Annotated in this window: 14 protein-coding genes; 3 read left to right on the top strand and 11 right to left on the bottom strand. The window is 36.6% G+C overall.

Annotated elements, in window-relative coordinates:
* Window positions 1-159 precede the first annotated feature (159 nt).
* Both AWV75_RS06585 and AWV75_RS06580 read right to left on the bottom strand, forming a co-directional pair.
* On the bottom strand, window positions 160-879 hold the full coding sequence (locus AWV75_RS06585) for a DUF6796 family protein (RefSeq protein ID WP_060873624.1): 720 nt from the start codon (window positions 877-879) through the stop codon (window positions 160-162).
* A 49-nt stretch (window positions 880-928) separates the two neighbouring features.
* Window positions 929-2,281, bottom strand: coding sequence for an MATE family efflux transporter (locus AWV75_RS06580; protein ID WP_060873623.1), 1,353 nt, complete (start codon window positions 2,279-2,281; stop codon window positions 929-931).
* Between the two features lie 204 nt (window positions 2,282-2,485).
* On the opposite strand from AWV75_RS06580, the gene AWV75_RS06575 reads away from it, so the two are divergent.
* Window positions 2,486-3,469 (top strand): helix-turn-helix transcriptional regulator, encoded by a 984-nt coding sequence (locus AWV75_RS06575; protein WP_060873622.1) that lies wholly within the window; start codon window positions 2,486-2,488, stop codon window positions 3,467-3,469.
* 69 nt (window positions 3,470-3,538) lie between these two features.
* On the opposite strand, the gene AWV75_RS06570 is transcribed toward AWV75_RS06575, so the two are convergent.
* The 6 genes from AWV75_RS06570 to AWV75_RS06545 all read right to left on the bottom strand — a co-directional run bounded on the left by AWV75_RS06570 (window position 3,539) and on the right by AWV75_RS06545 (window position 9,581).
* Window positions 3,539-4,177 (bottom strand): helix-turn-helix domain-containing protein, encoded by a 639-nt coding sequence (locus AWV75_RS06570; RefSeq protein WP_060873621.1) that lies wholly within the window; start codon window positions 4,175-4,177, stop codon window positions 3,539-3,541.
* Between the two features lie 416 nt (window positions 4,178-4,593).
* Window positions 4,594-5,217, bottom strand: coding sequence for a carbonic anhydrase (locus AWV75_RS06565; RefSeq protein ID WP_060873620.1), 624 nt, complete (start codon window positions 5,215-5,217; stop codon window positions 4,594-4,596).
* Window positions 5,218-5,219: 2 nt separating this feature from the next.
* On the bottom strand, window positions 5,220-6,761 hold the full coding sequence (locus tag AWV75_RS06560) for a SulP family inorganic anion transporter (protein WP_060873619.1): 1,542 nt from the start codon (window positions 6,759-6,761) through the stop codon (window positions 5,220-5,222).
* 232 nt (window positions 6,762-6,993) lie between these two features.
* On the bottom strand, window positions 6,994-7,299 hold the full coding sequence (locus AWV75_RS06555; protein ID WP_060873618.1) for a hypothetical protein: 306 nt from the start codon (window positions 7,297-7,299) through the stop codon (window positions 6,994-6,996).
* A 418-nt stretch (window positions 7,300-7,717) separates the two neighbouring features.
* Complete coding sequence (locus tag AWV75_RS06550) at window positions 7,718-8,611, bottom strand: NUDIX hydrolase (protein ID WP_060873617.1); 894 nt, start codon at window positions 8,609-8,611, stop codon at window positions 7,718-7,720.
* Between the two features lie 637 nt (window positions 8,612-9,248).
* A complete protein-coding gene (locus tag AWV75_RS06545; RefSeq protein ID WP_060873616.1) occupies window positions 9,249-9,581 on the bottom strand; it encodes a winged helix-turn-helix transcriptional regulator in 333 nt (110 codons plus the stop codon).
* A 313-nt stretch (window positions 9,582-9,894) separates the two neighbouring features.
* Here AWV75_RS06545 and AWV75_RS06540 point away from each other — a divergent pair, with 313 nt between their 5' ends.
* Together AWV75_RS06540 and AWV75_RS06535 are read left to right on the top strand one after the other, a co-directional pair.
* Window positions 9,895-10,446 (top strand): porin family protein, encoded by a 552-nt coding sequence (locus tag AWV75_RS06540; protein ID WP_060873615.1) that lies wholly within the window; start codon window positions 9,895-9,897, stop codon window positions 10,444-10,446.
* Window positions 10,447-10,551: 105 nt separating this feature from the next.
* Window positions 10,552-11,178, top strand: a complete 627-nt coding sequence (locus AWV75_RS06535) for a porin family protein (protein ID WP_060873614.1) — start codon at window positions 10,552-10,554, stop codon at window positions 11,176-11,178.
* 205 nt (window positions 11,179-11,383) lie between these two features.
* On the opposite strand, the gene AWV75_RS06530 is transcribed toward AWV75_RS06535, so the two are convergent.
* The 3 genes from AWV75_RS06530 to AWV75_RS06515 all read right to left on the bottom strand — a co-directional run bounded on the left by AWV75_RS06530 (window position 11,384) and on the right by AWV75_RS06515 (window position 14,584).
* Window positions 11,384-12,847 carry an FAD-dependent oxidoreductase gene (locus AWV75_RS06530; protein ID WP_060873613.1) on the bottom strand — a complete coding sequence of 488 codons (1,464 nt, stop codon included), beginning with the start codon at window positions 12,845-12,847 and terminating at the stop codon, window positions 11,384-11,386.
* A gap of 239 nt (window positions 12,848-13,086) precedes the next feature.
* On the bottom strand, window positions 13,087-13,614 hold the full coding sequence (locus tag AWV75_RS06520) for a hypothetical protein (RefSeq protein WP_156424178.1): 528 nt from the start codon (window positions 13,612-13,614) through the stop codon (window positions 13,087-13,089).
* Between the two features lie 511 nt (window positions 13,615-14,125).
* Entirely contained in the window at window positions 14,126-14,584 is a 459-nt protein-coding gene (locus tag AWV75_RS06515; RefSeq protein ID WP_231738025.1) for a hypothetical protein, read from the bottom strand.
* Window positions 14,585-14,855: the final 271 nt, after the last annotated feature.

Below are 14,855 nucleotides of genomic sequence, written 5' to 3'. Positions count from 1 at the left end.
TGGAGGTTTATCGATTAAAGAGGATTTGCAAAAAAGCCTCACAAACACCCCGCCTCACCATCTCACCATCTCACCGCCTCTTCCTCTCACCGCCTCACAAACACCCCGCCTCACCATCTCATCAACACACCCCCTCACCGCCTCACCCTCAAAAAAAACCTAAGCTACCAACTTTGTTCTTCTAAAAAAGACAAAGAGCAAAACAAAGAAAATAAGATAAGCGATATTAAATCCAGCGGCGCTAATCCACGATTTTACTAATGAATCAGGCAACATCATTTTAATTGGTTGTTGGTATAGCGTAATAAATACAGGAGAGATAAACCCAACCCATTTAGGTAGTACTGTTTTTCCTGCAAATACTAAAATTGAAAACAACAGCCATCCCAAAAGCAACACAGCAATAGCCGTTCCCCAAGCAATGTATAGCACTGTAGTAAAACTAGATGCCATTTCAATAAGGTATGGATGTGCAACAGCATCGGTGTGATAAATAGCTTTGAACAGTTCCCCACTATAGAAAAAATCTGCATGTCCCAAAGGCATTAAAACCACGCTAATCACTAAGATAAAATGCGTAATCCAAGCGTGGGGTTTCGATTTATCTTTAAAAAATTGGTACGCCAACCAAACAGCAGGGAGGAATAAAAAAGCAGACATGGAAGCAATTAACGCTCCCCACATGAGACGTTGCGTAGACCCCTCTATCATCAAGAGCGCTAATGTGGTGTCTAGCTCATTCGCATACGTAGTTGTAAATAAAGGGTATTTTTCCGGATCGACATAAAACCCTACGATGAGAATATCTCCAATAACCCAAAGCAATGAGGCAATAAGAGCTGAAACAAAAGACCACTTAATTTTCGTTGAATAATTCATGTTTATTTATATTATATAATTTGTTATACTTCTATGCGAGATTCTCTTACTAAGAAGAGGTATTTTTCATTTTTAATTTCGTTGTACTTTTAGCTACTGCATAAAGAATAAGGGCAAAAATGATCCAATCAATGGCCGCACTAGCCCAATAAATGCTACTGATTCCCATTTTTCCAGGCACAATTAACATGATGGGGATGTAAAACACCACTTGACGAAGCAAGCTAATAATCGTTGCGGGTTTCGCATCTTCAATTGCTGGAAACCAGACCATGGCCATGAATACAAAGGGCAAAACGAGTAATACGCTCATATAAATTCGAAAATCGAAAAGCTGATGAGCGAAGAATTCAGTATGTGGAATCATCACGGCCAACACACCCGAAGGATAGGCCATAACAAACAACCAAAACGGCAAAAGGATTGCTAATCCGACGAGAGAAAACAAGCGATAAGCTTGAATACTTCGCGTATATTGTTGAGCGCCATAGTTCATCCCTGTAACGGGTTGTAAGGCACGCATCAATCCCCATAAAGGAGTATTCAAAAGAATATAGAATCGATTTACAGCTGTAAAAAAAGTAATATCGGCCTCATTGCCATATTTTGCTAGAGCATTAAAGACAACAATATTTTGAATGACAATCATCACCATCATAATAAAACCTGGCATCCCTAGAGCGAGTGTTTCTTTTATGATGGATGCCTTGCGCTGTAAGGACCAGAATTTGGTTCGAAAAGAAGCCTTTCCACTTGCATAATACCATACCCCAAGCAGCGTATAGATCATCATGGAAATATTGGTTGCCCAAGCAGCACCTGCTACCCCACAACCTAGTGTATCAATAAAAACAGGCTTAAGTGCTAGATCAACAAGGAGTCCAATCGCAATCATCCAAGCGGCCGTTTTCATTCTTCCCTCTGCTCGTATGATCATATTCAAAGCCAAGCCGTGAATCCAGAAAAAACTCCCCAAAATTGTGACACGAAAATATTCCACTCCTAAGGTCAAGATTTCCCCTCTGCCCCCCATCATGTATACCAATTCTTCAGCAAAGACATAACAAGGTAAGGTCAAAACAATAGAAAACAACAAGGTAAGGTAATTTACAGTTCCCATGGATTGCTCCAATTTGGCTGTATCCTTTCTTCCAATCCAAATACTAATAGCAGAACCAATTCCCGTACCAATCAACGTACCAAAACCTTGAGCAAATTGCGCTAAAGGATAAGCAACTCCTACAGCAGCTAATGCGGTATTACTAATCAGATGGCCGACAAAGAGCCCATCTAAAAAATTGTTCAATCCATATAAAACCATGGCAACCACAGCGGGCCAAGCCAGATGCCACATTACGTTGGGCAATTTCCCTTCTAAAATAAGTTCCTTTTGTTTCTCCATCTTTTTAATCTAAAGTGATATGTCCTTTCTTTGTCTAGCTTCAGCGCTCTAACGCATCCGTTTCTTCCTTTTTAGAAAAAAAACCCTCCTTATTAAGATTCATTCTAAACAATTGATATATTTGCAAAGATAACGGGCACAACATTGCCTCATGTCTCAAATACGGATAAAAAAGTCCGTCAAAAAAACAAGGAGATTTAGCTTATGACTTTACGACTATATGATATTAAACACAAGCATACGATAGTAGAAAAAGAGTATCCAACCTCCTTTTTTGAACTAGAAGGAGGTACTGTACAAGAAAGCGTTACGTATTTAGATTCTTTTATGGGACGGGGCTACTACAAAGAGTTATACTTTGATGGAGTTCATATTGGGATTGGAAATGTTAAGCTAACCCAGAAAGTGCTATTGGGGTTTGAGAGTGATTTTGAGACCATTGAGATGCATTTCACCATGAAAGGTAAAAGCACCGCGCGTACTTCTCAATTTGACCAACCTGTTTGTTTTGAAGCACATTCACATAATATTCTATACACCAATGGATTGGGAGGGCACATGCAATGGGAAAGTGAAGATTTCCACCTCTGTGAAATCAATTTAAGACCCGAATTCTTCAAGCGTTTCCTTCCGCATGACCATCACTTATTTGATCGTTTTCGCAATGCAGTTGAACAGGGTAAATCAAGCTTGTTACATCCTGAACACTATCCCATTAATCATCAGATGTATGAAATTTTACATCAAATTATCTATTGTGATAAGCAGGGTATTTTTAAACGGTTGTTTTTAGAAGCCAAAGTTATTGAGCTTTTACTCCTACAATTGGAACAGTTTTACGGTGAATCCCCCTATCAAGGATCACTGAAGAAACAAGAAATTGACAAGATTTATGCCGTACGCGATTTCATGCTCCAGAATCTAGATAGTACCTATTCTTTGGTGGATTTAGCTCACCGCGTAGGGACCAATGAATTTATATTGAAGAAAGGATTTAAAGAACTTTTTGGAACGACAGTCATCTCCTTTTGGACGCATGAAAAAATGGAACATGCAAAAACATTACTCGCCGATCAAACACTTAATATCAGTGAAATTTCTGATCGAATTGGGTACAAGAATCAGCGCCATTTCTCGACTGCTTTCAAAAAAAAATACGGCGTATCACCTAGTGCACTCTATAAGTAAAACGTATATTTTGATCATAAAAAAAACCTCTTACGAGGCTTCTTACTTCTTCTTTTTTTATATTCTTCCCTAAAATTCAACTAAGTTTTTGACACTTGGTAAAAAGACACCTCGAATACTAAATACAGTTCGAATATCTTCAATGCTCAAGGTCATACTTTCAAAAACGGGATTATCACTTACAAACAAGTATTCACCATTTTCCATCTTTCGCTTGAAACGATAGCATAAAATACCTCGGCTCTCCACAACTAAAACATAAATATGCCAAGGTTTCATCTCTTTTATTTCAATAGGCATTGACAACAAATAAGAACTCACTTTTAAAGTAGGATACATATTCTCAACTCCGAGTTGAAATCCAATCGTAACTTCTTCTTCCGTTGGAAAAACACAAGTAGGTGACGTCGCTAAACACTTCTCTGGATTGAGAAAATACTCAATATGATGATCCACTGAAATCATTTTTACTACACGATCCTCTAAATCACCTTTATAAACAGTATTGGGATGAATCAAAAATAGCTCATTCAAGTCAATTTTATGTTGCTTGCATACCTCAATAATTTTATCATAACGCAACGTCTCCCGTATCTTCCAAGAAGATAAGGTATTGGGTTTAATCTCCAATAAATTAGCTAGTTCTAAATCCGTTTTGAATCCTAGCAATTGTTTTAATCTTCTGATAACATCATTTGCGTTTAACATCGTTTGATCTGTTTAAAAATTAAAATTGTAAATGACTCTTCAGCCATTCGCTGTTACAACCATCATCCATACATTGTTCAAAACCTCACTCAATCCCTATTAAATAAAGAAAAGCACATAAATAAGTACGTTATTTCCTCCTAATAGATAAAAAATTTTTAAATATTTACACTTACCTTAATAAATTAACAATTTATTTCCTTTCATAAAAGTACAAATTATTCGCAAATAATAATACATAACAAGTTAAAAAATCACATTATGTGAATTTAAATAATTCTATTTTAGTTAGAGTGGACTTATTCCTATACCCTTTCAAGAAAATAAAGGCTTAAAAAAGGGGTTGTACTGTCGATAGCATATCAAAAAAGTCCCCGATTTGGGGACTTCTCAACGTTAACAAAGTATTCCTCATACTAACAAATCAGTTCTACTTTTCCGCTTACGACATCATAATATCCTCCTACGACACCGATTTGACCTTCTTCAATTAATTGGGTTAAAGAAGGACTTACTCGTTGAAGTTGTTCTACGATGGAACGAACATTTTCCATCGTTACTAACTCTACTAATTCTGTTTGACTTAATTCTTTTCCTTGATTTTTCTCGCGTACTTTTTCTACAATTGGATGAATACGCGCTAAAATAGTATCTAGTTTACCTAAACTAGTGTGGTTACAAGCCCCTGTCACCGCTCCACATCGACTATGCCCCAAAACGAGAATCAATTTACTTCCAACCACTTGGCAAGCGTATTCCATGCTTCCAATTACCTCATCCGTCAATACATTCCCTGCAATTCTCAAGCTAAAGATATCTCCAATTCCTTGGTCTAATACGTGTTCTAATGGCGCACGACTATCCATACAGCTCAAAATCACCGCATGTGGATGTTGACCGTCTTTTGTTTCTTGAAGCTGATGTAAAAAATTTCTATTGAATTTTAAATTATTGACAAAGCGATTATTTCCTTCTAATAATAAGTTTAAACTTTGCTCTGGTGTTGTATTTGCTAATATTTCTTTTGTAAATGAGTTCATAGTTATATCGTTTTACGATGTGATAAAATAAGATTTGATTGCCCTTGGCTAATTTGAATGGATTTATGAAAACCCGTTGTGGTAATTGCTATGTTCTTTTCTCTGGCTTTTTCGTTAATAAACGATTGAATCATTTCGAGAACATCCATGTGGATATACCCCATTTGTTTGGCTTGAATCGCCAAATGGCAGTTATCAGGCAGTTGATGCAATTTGTTTTTAATGGCTGTTTTATTAAAGAATGAGACTTCTTGTGCTAACGTAAGCGTATACACAAGTTGCTCATCTTTCACAGTATGCTGCATCGAAAATGCTTTGCGTACGTTGCCCAGCAATAGAAAGGCAATACTTACAACCATCCCAGCTAATACACCCATCAATAAATCTGTAGCAACAACCATAACGAGTGTCACAATAAATGGCGCAAATTGCGTATAGCCTTTATGCCAGAAATGAAGTAATACGGCAGGTTTGGCTAAGTTATATCCCACTAAGATTAATACAGCCGCTAAAGAAGCTAACGGAATCATATTTAATACAAAAGGAAGTGCCACTACAGCAAGTAATAAAAACACTCCATGTATAATTGCTGAGGCTTTGTACAATCCACCAGCGTTAACATTGGCAGATGAACGCACAACTACAGAAGTCATCGGTAAACCTCCAATCAAGGAGCTGATAATATTACCTATTCCTTGTGCTTTCAGCTCACGGTTCGTATCTGTATGTCGTTTTAATGGATCTAAGCGATCTGTTGCCTCAATACACAATAGCGTTTCGATTGAAGCAACAATAGCAATAGTACCTGCTACAACCCACACAGTAGGATTCGTCAATCCGGTCCAATCGGGAAAAACCAATAAAGAGCCGATAGATGATAGTCCATCTACTACTGGAATCGCTACGACTTGTGAAGCATCAATTGCCCATGAACTACCCGTATACAACCACAATTGATTCAATACAATCCCAACCACTACAACCACTAAAGCCGCAGGTAAAAAGGCAATTTTCTTCAATCTTTTACTCTTGCTCCACGCAATTAAAATAGCAAGAGAAAGCACTGTCATTAATAGCGTTCCTTTGTGAATTGCTGCAAAATTCTGTACGTCACTTAATGCACTTACCCCAAAAGCTAAGGGCAATTGCTTGATAACAATAACCACTCCAATTCCTGCAAGCATCCCTTCAATCACACTAGAAGGGAAAAAATTGGCAATAGCACCTGCCCGCAAAAATCCCAATACTAATTGGATAATACCCGCAAGAATTCCCGCTGTAAGCAAGAGTTGAAAGGATCCTAACTCACTGATAGCAGCTAAAATAATGGCAGCTAATCCCGCAGCGGGACCGCTCACACTAACGTTGGAATTACTCATAAATCCAACAATAACTCCCCCTACTACTCCAGCGATAATTCCCGCTATTGGAGGTGCACCTGAAGCTAGCGCAATTCCCAAACAAAGCGGAAGTGCGACTAAAAAGACCACAAGGCCTGGAGCAACACTTTTTTTCCATGTTGCTACTTGTATATGATATTTCATTTTTGTTTACTTAAAATTAAAACAGTCTACTGTTGATGTGAGGCTGTAAAGTGGTGTAGTTGCAAAATCGTGAAGTCGTGAAATTGTCAATGCTCGATGAAAAAAACAATATCATCTAGAACATTTATTCTTCACTTATCTTCATTAAAAAAAGTCAATAGTCAACCTGCACACCTAACACAGCATGCATCACTACTTTGCCTAACGCATTACGCATTACACATCAGTCTAACTAAGCAACAAAAACTTCGGGAGGGGGGGATAAAACGTCGAATTCTAATGATTCGTACACTAATTTTAATTGTGCATAATGAAGTTCTGATTCATCTCTATCTTGCAATAGAAAATCCTCTTGAAAAGGATGTAACCCATGAAAGTGACCTTTTTCTTCTTCCTCTGCATTTGTAATGGGTTTTTTATTTTCTTCTGAAATCGTCAGCATAGGGATATCCAATTCAATACCCGCTAACACCGCGATAGTGGGTGTAGCGATAAAATTGACAAAGAAAAATAAAACGACTATTGCTGCGTATTTCATGCAACAAAAATATTTTTTTTTCAAAAAACACAAGCATTTATGGTGTTAATTTTATTGTAAATCGTTAGAGGGGGGTGTGATGAGAGGGTGTGGTGGTGAGAGGGTGTGGCGGTGTGGCGTTGAGTAACGGATGCGATGCTTCCTGCGTCAGCAGGACATACTAACTGGATATACAGAGTGGAGAATTGTTTTTGCAAAAAGGCTTTTTTGCAAATCTTCTTTAATCGATAAAACCTACAACTTCACAAAAAACAAAAAAGCGACCTACGACTTCACAAAGCACACCTCACCTTCTCATCGCCTCACCCTCTCATCGTCTCACCTTCTCAACCCCACATAATACAGGAATAACAAGCGTTGAGTAACGGATGCGATGCTTCCTGCGTCAGCAGGACATACTAGTTGTGCAAAGAACACCTCACCCTCTCATCGCCTCACCTTCTCCCCCCGCAAAAAACTCAAAAACCTTCAACACCCCTGGAACGGGAATTTGATTGCGGATGTATTCTTCTTTTGTAAAATACTGTATTCCACCGATTTCATTAGCAACCGTAATAGTATCTTCTTCTAATTCATAATAATAGCAATCTTGCTGCATGAGGATATTCTTTTTTTCTCCGTAGGCAGGGGCTACAATATGTGTCAAATAGGACAGTCGCTCGGGTTGAAGAACCAAAGACAGCTCCTCTTCAATCTCGCGTCTAAGTGCCTGTTGACTATCCTCTCCTGCATCAATTTTTCCACCTGGTAGATACCACGCTTGTTTATTCTTACTAAAAGCCAATAAAAGTTGCTTGTCTTTCACACAGACTAACCCTGCAGTAGGAAGATCAACCCACGGTTGTTCTATCACAGTAAGGTAATACTCCACCGCATCTGCTGCATTTTCCAATACGCTGGACGGTTTAGCTCCTTGTTTTTCAAACCATACTTGCCTGGCAGGTGCAGCGATAACGGTTAAATAATTAAAGGATAATACCTGTGCTTGTTTTTTGACTGCTTCTAACAGCCTGTTCCATTTCAGTTGTGCCCTCTCTTGGTCTCCTTCATTTTCATCCGGCAAACAATAAAAATACACCAACGCTGCTGCGTAACCTTGAGCATTAAATGCAAAGCATCCACAAAGTATTTCTTCTTCATACACCAAATACATCTCTTTTTGGTGAATTAATTCTGCTATATTTTTATTCTTTTTTGTATTTTCGTGTGATGATGTATAGCTAAGCTGCGTTGCGTGGTGAATCAAATCTTGAATTTGAGGTACATGTTGAGGCGTTGCTTGTACAATATGCAATTGAGTTTGTGGAGACATGGCTTTTTAACTTTACTTTCGTAGACAATGAAGATTCGAAATTAAAAAGAAAAAGCAGGACAATAAAACATCCTGCTTTTTCTTTTTCATAAATTTTTCTTGTGTACTAAAAACAGGTTGTTTTTACTACGTGTTTTTAATTTGAAAGTATAAGGTACTATTTCGAAACAACAAACAATTAAACAGAATTCCTATTCACCCTTTTCAAATTAAAAACTTGAAACGCATTACTCGTAAACCACGATTTCCTATTTTCTGCCTTACTAAAAAAGAGGAGTGATCGACTTAGAAATGAATTTCTACTCATTTATTTAATTCCCTAACAAAGGAAATAACATTCTACGTAATAAGCAAGAAAAAAATACAAGGTTATGCTTTTTTAATTTTAATTTAATACAATAAAAAAAACAGATGAAATAAATTCTCATCTGTTCTTATAATTTTAAACATAAATCACTAAAAACCAAAAAAAGATGTTCTTTTGATAACTTTTTTTGACTCAAATTCCTACTAAAAAGGACTTTTCTTTATATTTTTCGTGTATTCTTCTTCTTTTTATAAGCAAATAGTAGTAAAACTACTATAATTTTATAGCCTTTTACCTTTTTCTGTACCATTACTTATTGAGTTACCTTTTTTAAGGTTGTTGATCATGCAATAAAATTTCTCCCCACGCATTGAGTTGTTTTAAAACTTCTATTAGTTGTAATCCTAAAGGTGTCAACGTATATTCTACCCTTGGTGGAACTTCATCAAAACGCTGTTTACTCAAGATTCCGACATCCTCTAATTCTTTTAATTGTTGATTGAGTACCCTGCGATCCACGGTAGCAATTCCCCTTAAAAATTCGCTAGGTCTCTTCTCCCCTTCATTAATTCGCCAAATAATAGGAATCTTCCATTTGCCACTAATTGCTTTTACCGCAAATTCTAAGGCACATACTTTGTCTGTAATTACTTGTTTCTGCATACTGTTATCACTCTTATGTACAAAGATGTCATTAAAAATTTAAAAATCTAGTATTCTTTTCTCTTTCCTTCTCCCCTAATGTGGTTAAAAAAGGCCTATTCAGCTCCTAAAAACAGCAATAATCGCATCTATTTTTCTCTTTTTAGAGACTTAAATTCACTATATTCTTTTATAAAAAGCACATAAATCACATTATTTCATTCTTTTCATTTATTTTTTGAGAAATTATGCAAATCAGACTTGTTTTGGTTTTTATTTAAAATTATATTTAATACTTTTAGCTTGAATTTAACCTTATAAATACATAATATATATGAAGAAAATTACTATGAGCCTATTGGCTATTTTCGCTTTCAGCGGAGCTGCATTAGCACAAACTCCAGATATTAAAATTGGAGCAAAAGCAGGTTTGAACATTTCTAATCTTTCTGGTGCAGATGATACAAAGAGCAAAACAGGATTCCATGTGGGAGCGTTAGCAGAGATCTTCTTGAATGAGAAATTTGCTATTCAACCTGAGATTTTATACTCTTCACAAGGAGCAAAAGGTAAAGGAAGTGACAGCTCAAAAATTAATTTAGATTACATTAATGTGCCTATTATGGCTAAATACTATGTAATGGATGGATTAAGTGTACAAGCAGGTCCACAAATAGGATTTGTTGTGAAAGCAGAACAAGGAAGTGTGGATGTAAAAGACAATGTAAACACAGTAGATTTTGGTTTAAACTTTGGTGCAGGTTATGAATTACCTCTTGGATTATTCTTTGATGCTCGTTATGATTTAGGCCTAACCAAAATAAATAAAGAAGGTAAATCAGTCAAGAATGGTGTATTCCAACTTTCAGTAGGATACAAATTCTAAAAAAAATGAAAAGAGGGTAATTTACTTTATCCTCTTTTATATAACATCCAGCATTTATTCTCTTTGAGCAGAACAAAATGCTAGCTATAAATTACACCTATACAAATGAAAAAAATAACAACTAGCCTATTGGCTATTTTCGCATTTAGTGCAATTTCTTATGCACAAACACCTGAAAAATCGGACAAACAAGACGTTCGATTTAGAGTGAAATCAGGTTTAAACATTTCAAATGTCAGCGACGACTCAGATAGTAAAAGTAAAGCAGGTTTCCATATTGGAGGGGCTGTTGAGATCTTTGTAACTGATAAGTTTTCTATCCAACCTGAACTTCAATATTCAATGCAAGGAACTCAGAGTAAAAACGATCTTATTATAGATGGTATGATTGCCTCTAATATTAAGGTTAACACGAATTATCTTAACATCCCGGTTATGGCAAAATACTATGTTGCGGAAGGCTTTAGTATTCAAGCAGGTCCACAACTAGGATTCTTAGTAAAATCAGAGTTAAAAACAGATCTTAGTAATGGATATGAAAAGATATCCGTAACAAGCAACATTAAATCCAATACAAATAAAGTTGACTTTGGTTTAAACTTTGGTGTAGCGTATGATCTTTCTTTTGGATTATTCTTTGATGCTCGATATAACCTTGGTTTAACCGACATTTTGAAAAACGCTGATGGGCAACACAGAGTATTCCAATTAGGTGTTGGGTATAAGTTTTAATGTATTGCAAATAAAGCATTAAATTTTACATAGAAAAAACGCTTGGGTTTACTACTCAAGCGTTTTTTATGATGTTACACTAAAAGTGAAATGAACTTCTCTGAACAAGATGGACTTTTTTTAAGCCTTATCTTCATTAGTCTCACTTTCAAAAAACACCTTTTTTAGTATTGCATGATGCAGTAGATTCGTTTTTTAAATTGTGTTACTCCTCTGAAATCCTTGACTTCCACTTAGCACCAATGGTTTGATTGCCTTCTTGAAGCACAACATCGGAATGTAAGAACGCTGCAGCTGCGGCTGATCCTTTTACTTTTGCTCTACTTCTATCACTTACTTCTGCTTCGTATTCGCTTAAGATTGCTTGGCGTAAATCTACGGTTTTCCAATCTGAAACAGCCTGACAAGCGGCTGTCAATTTATGCACTAAACTCAAAGCATCTAACAACGCTTGGTTTGCCCCTTGCCCTTTAAATGGACTCATAGGGTGCACAGCATCACCCAACAAACTTACTGGCCCCGCTTGATGCAATAGCCTTGGATCAAATAAACTTCTGTCGTATACGGGATAACCCGATATGGTTGCTTCCTGTGTGGCCTCTAGTATTTCGGGAATGGGATTATGCCATTGAATGCGTCTACAGGCTTCTTCTTTTAGCGCTTTTGGTCCAGCGAGACTCAAGGCTTTCGCTTCTTCTTCGCCCATCGGAAAACTCAATTGCCACATGATGCTATCTTTGGTATACGGCATCATATAGATACGCTCAGTACCATTCGCGGTTTGAAATACGGTTTCGCCATCCAATAAGGACGACTGTACGTTTTTTACATTGGTTAAGGGGCAAATTCCCAATACAACCATACATCCTAAATAATGCAATGGAGTTTGATCTTCGCCAATTAGCTTACGACGCACCGTACTTCTAATTCCGTCTGCTCCTATCACAAGGTCGGCAGTAAAACTACGAAGCTGATCGTCAACCTGAAATGTCAATTTGACTTGAGAAGAGTCGTATTGCAAGTCGATGAATTGATGTCCCCATTGAATCCACTGCTCTCCCCCCAATTGTTTGACTAAGGCTTGTCGCAAGGCTTGTCGGGGAATATGGATATTATTTCGCTTTGCGGTGCTCTCATCTTCAGTTCCCAGCCATTTGCGCTTTCCCCACTCACCTAGTACTTTTCCATCTGCTGCATGTACTACATGTTTGGTAGAAACGACGCCATCTTCTAATGTTGTGATTCCAAATGCACGCAATGCTTTGCTGGCTTGTTGTAGTGTAAGTCCATACCCTTGTGCTCGTTCATCAAAAGCATGATCTCTTTCAAATAGGGTAAATGGAATACCGCGATGTAAACACGCTACTCCCAATGCGATACCGCCAATTCCACCTCCAATAATAGCAATATGTGGATATTTAGACGGATTACTAACCGGTGCTGTATTGCTGCGAACGAGTCCTGTCCCCAAACAATTCTTGCATGGTTTCTGTACCTTTTGAGGAGTCTTTAGAGCTTTGTTTTGCTCATGTAAAGCAGGTGCTGTTGTTCCGTGTTTCCGCTGTTGTTTGCTTATACCTTTGCTCTTTTTTCCCACCCCCAAACAAACTTCACAACCTACCCAATTTTCACTTTTTTCTCCAATTTGGTTCTCTTTCTCGTACTCCATCTAAAAATATCGTATTACTCCACTAGGTTTCAAAAATATCCCCCAAAGATACAATTTGTCTTTGGGGTATAATTCGCGTATTCATACAATATTTTACTTGTATTTCATATTGAGTAAAGTCAACTCTATTTAGAGGTACTCGCTCATTTTTCTTCCACAAACGGTTAACTAAAACAAATCCCTCTAATTCGTTTTGGAAGGTTGGGATTGAGTACATAATCTAACTGTAGCAATTTATTTTACTCCATAACCACTACCTCTTTTTTTATTTCCTCAAATATTCTATCTAAATGAACTGAATCACGCTTTCCATGCTTATTATAATAGGTATACATAATTTCATCTTCAATTAATACTAAAAAAAGATACTTCCCTTTTTCTTTAAATCTAATATTTCCTAATGTAAACAACTTATTAGGGATATAAACAGAGTCTTTTAGAACAATATCCTCTTTTAGAATCTCAGTTTTTATTTTTATAGGTTCATAATAAGACAATTTTATTGTTCTAAATTTAATACTATCTGACACCATTGGAGCTACAATTGTATCAAAGGGGCTATCAAATTTAAAAATAGCTTGATAAGCTTGATTAACTTTTAAGGTATCGGGAAATTCCAAGGTATAACTAATATTACCTCCTAAAGATTTAGAAAACGATTCTGTTAATTGAATTCCTTTATACTCTTCAAATTCCTCCTTTTTTCCTTGTTTTCCTTCACAAGAAGACAATAATATTATTACAAAAATTAAACTTACTATTCTCATTCTAAATTATATCTATTATTCCACGTTTTTGCTCTTCCTGTTTCTATCAAAGAATCATTTCTTTTATGTCTACCCCAATATGCAACCTATCTCACCTATTTTATATTGGCTTTGGTGTTCGATGAATCTTCACTACGTTTCGATTTTCACTACGTTTCGATTTCATCAAACGATAAGTACTCAAGGTTTGGTATCCTGTGAGCGCGAGATGCGACCTCTCCTACGTCGAGGTGACATACAGGCTGGGTACTAGAGACAGCATATGAAACAGAACTACAACGACTGTTTAACTATACAGAAACTCACACACGCACATGCCGAACAGTATGTCATGCTGACGAAGTAAGCATCGCATCGGTCACTCCATGTAGTTCTATTTTTGTGTTTTTGTTGGTTGCTTTTTTGTGACAACTACAACCCTTCATCCACTCCGATTGATTACTATACATGGTAAAAACAGCTTAGATTCTCTTTGTATTGAATAATACCTCCATGAACCGTAAACGGTTTACTAAAAAGGGAAATCTTCTTTCAATTTCACACTACTTTCCTTATGCTTTTCAATGTAATCTAATAGCAATTGAAAATTACTGAGTTTACCAATAAACTTATTGTTGACTGAATAATTACCAAAGTAATCGATACAAATAATCTTATCTTCAAATTCAATTCGATACCTTATATCTAAATCATCATTCGATTTCACAATATCATCTGTTTGCCAATCCGTTAACAACAAATCTATAAACTCTTTATCATCTATTTTAAAATAGGAAATCGCAAAATCTAAACTACTTAAATAATTATTGCAACTAACAGAAAGATCTGTATTTACCATTCCTCTAACAAAATATATAGTTCCATACACTTTCTGCTCTGCTAACTCTTTATCGATTGTATTTATTTTCTTACACCCTAACATACAGCTGAATATAAGAGTAAATAAAATGATTTTTTTAATTTCTTTCATAATTATATAATCCTTTTGAAATTTGATTACTACTACCGCTACTTCGGTTCTTTGTATTTCTTACCTTATTTGAAGTTGGTGATTCCAGCTATGATACCACCAAACAGGACCGTGTTGTTCCAATGGATTAGCTTCAATTGGTCGACTTTCCTGACGATCATCCTGCCATTCTTCTTCTTAGCCTTCGCCTATCTCTTCCGCTGGGAACTCAGGTTCGGGTTCGGGTTGCGGATCGGGATCTTGTGGAAGTGGTGATATTTATCCTCACTGT

It is taken from the genome of Myroides odoratus, assembly GCF_001549985.1.
GTDB classification, from domain to species: Bacteria; Bacteroidota; Bacteroidia; order Flavobacteriales; family Flavobacteriaceae; genus Flavobacterium; species Flavobacterium odoratum_A.
Note: the sequence above shows the minus strand (reverse complement) of the source record. Positions and strands in the feature narration are given on the sequence as shown.

Bases quoted from the DNA above. Each gene is read 5' to 3' on its own strand.
- AWV75_RS06585 (WP_060873624.1), bottom strand. From the start codon at position 879: ATGAATTATTCAACGAAAATTAAGTGGTCTTTTGTTTCAGCTCTTATT.
- AWV75_RS06580 (WP_060873623.1), bottom strand. From the start codon at position 2,281: ATGGAGAAACAAAAGGAACTTATTTTAGAAGGGAAATTGCCCAACGTA.
- AWV75_RS06575 (WP_060873622.1), top strand. From the start codon at position 2,486: ATGACTTTACGACTATATGATATTAAACACAAGCATACGATAGTAGAA.
- AWV75_RS06570 (WP_060873621.1), bottom strand. From the start codon at position 4,177: ATGTTAAACGCAAATGATGTTATCAGAAGATTAAAACAATTGCTAGGA.
- AWV75_RS06565 (WP_060873620.1), bottom strand. From the start codon at position 5,217: ATGAACTCATTTACAAAAGAAATATTAGCAAATACAACACCAGAGCAA.
- AWV75_RS06560 (WP_060873619.1), bottom strand. From the start codon at position 6,761: ATGAAATATCATATACAAGTAGCAACATGGAAAAAAAGTGTTGCTCCA.
- AWV75_RS06555 (WP_060873618.1), bottom strand. From the start codon at position 7,299: ATGAAATACGCAGCAATAGTCGTTTTATTTTTCTTTGTCAATTTTATC.
- AWV75_RS06550 (WP_060873617.1), bottom strand. From the start codon at position 8,611: ATGTCTCCACAAACTCAATTGCATATTGTACAAGCAACGCCTCAACAT.
- AWV75_RS06545 (WP_060873616.1), bottom strand. From the start codon at position 9,581: ATGCAGAAACAAGTAATTACAGACAAAGTATGTGCCTTAGAATTTGCG.
- AWV75_RS06540 (WP_060873615.1), top strand. From the start codon at position 9,895: ATGAAGAAAATTACTATGAGCCTATTGGCTATTTTCGCTTTCAGCGGA.
- AWV75_RS06535 (WP_060873614.1), top strand. From the start codon at position 10,552: ATGAAAAAAATAACAACTAGCCTATTGGCTATTTTCGCATTTAGTGCA.
- AWV75_RS06530 (WP_060873613.1), bottom strand. From the start codon at position 12,847: ATGGAGTACGAGAAAGAGAACCAAATTGGAGAAAAAAGTGAAAATTGG.
- AWV75_RS06520 (WP_156424178.1), bottom strand. From the start codon at position 13,614: ATGAGAATAGTAAGTTTAATTTTTGTAATAATATTATTGTCTTCTTGT.
- AWV75_RS06515 (WP_231738025.1), bottom strand. From the start codon at position 14,584: ATGAAAGAAATTAAAAAAATCATTTTATTTACTCTTATATTCAGCTGT.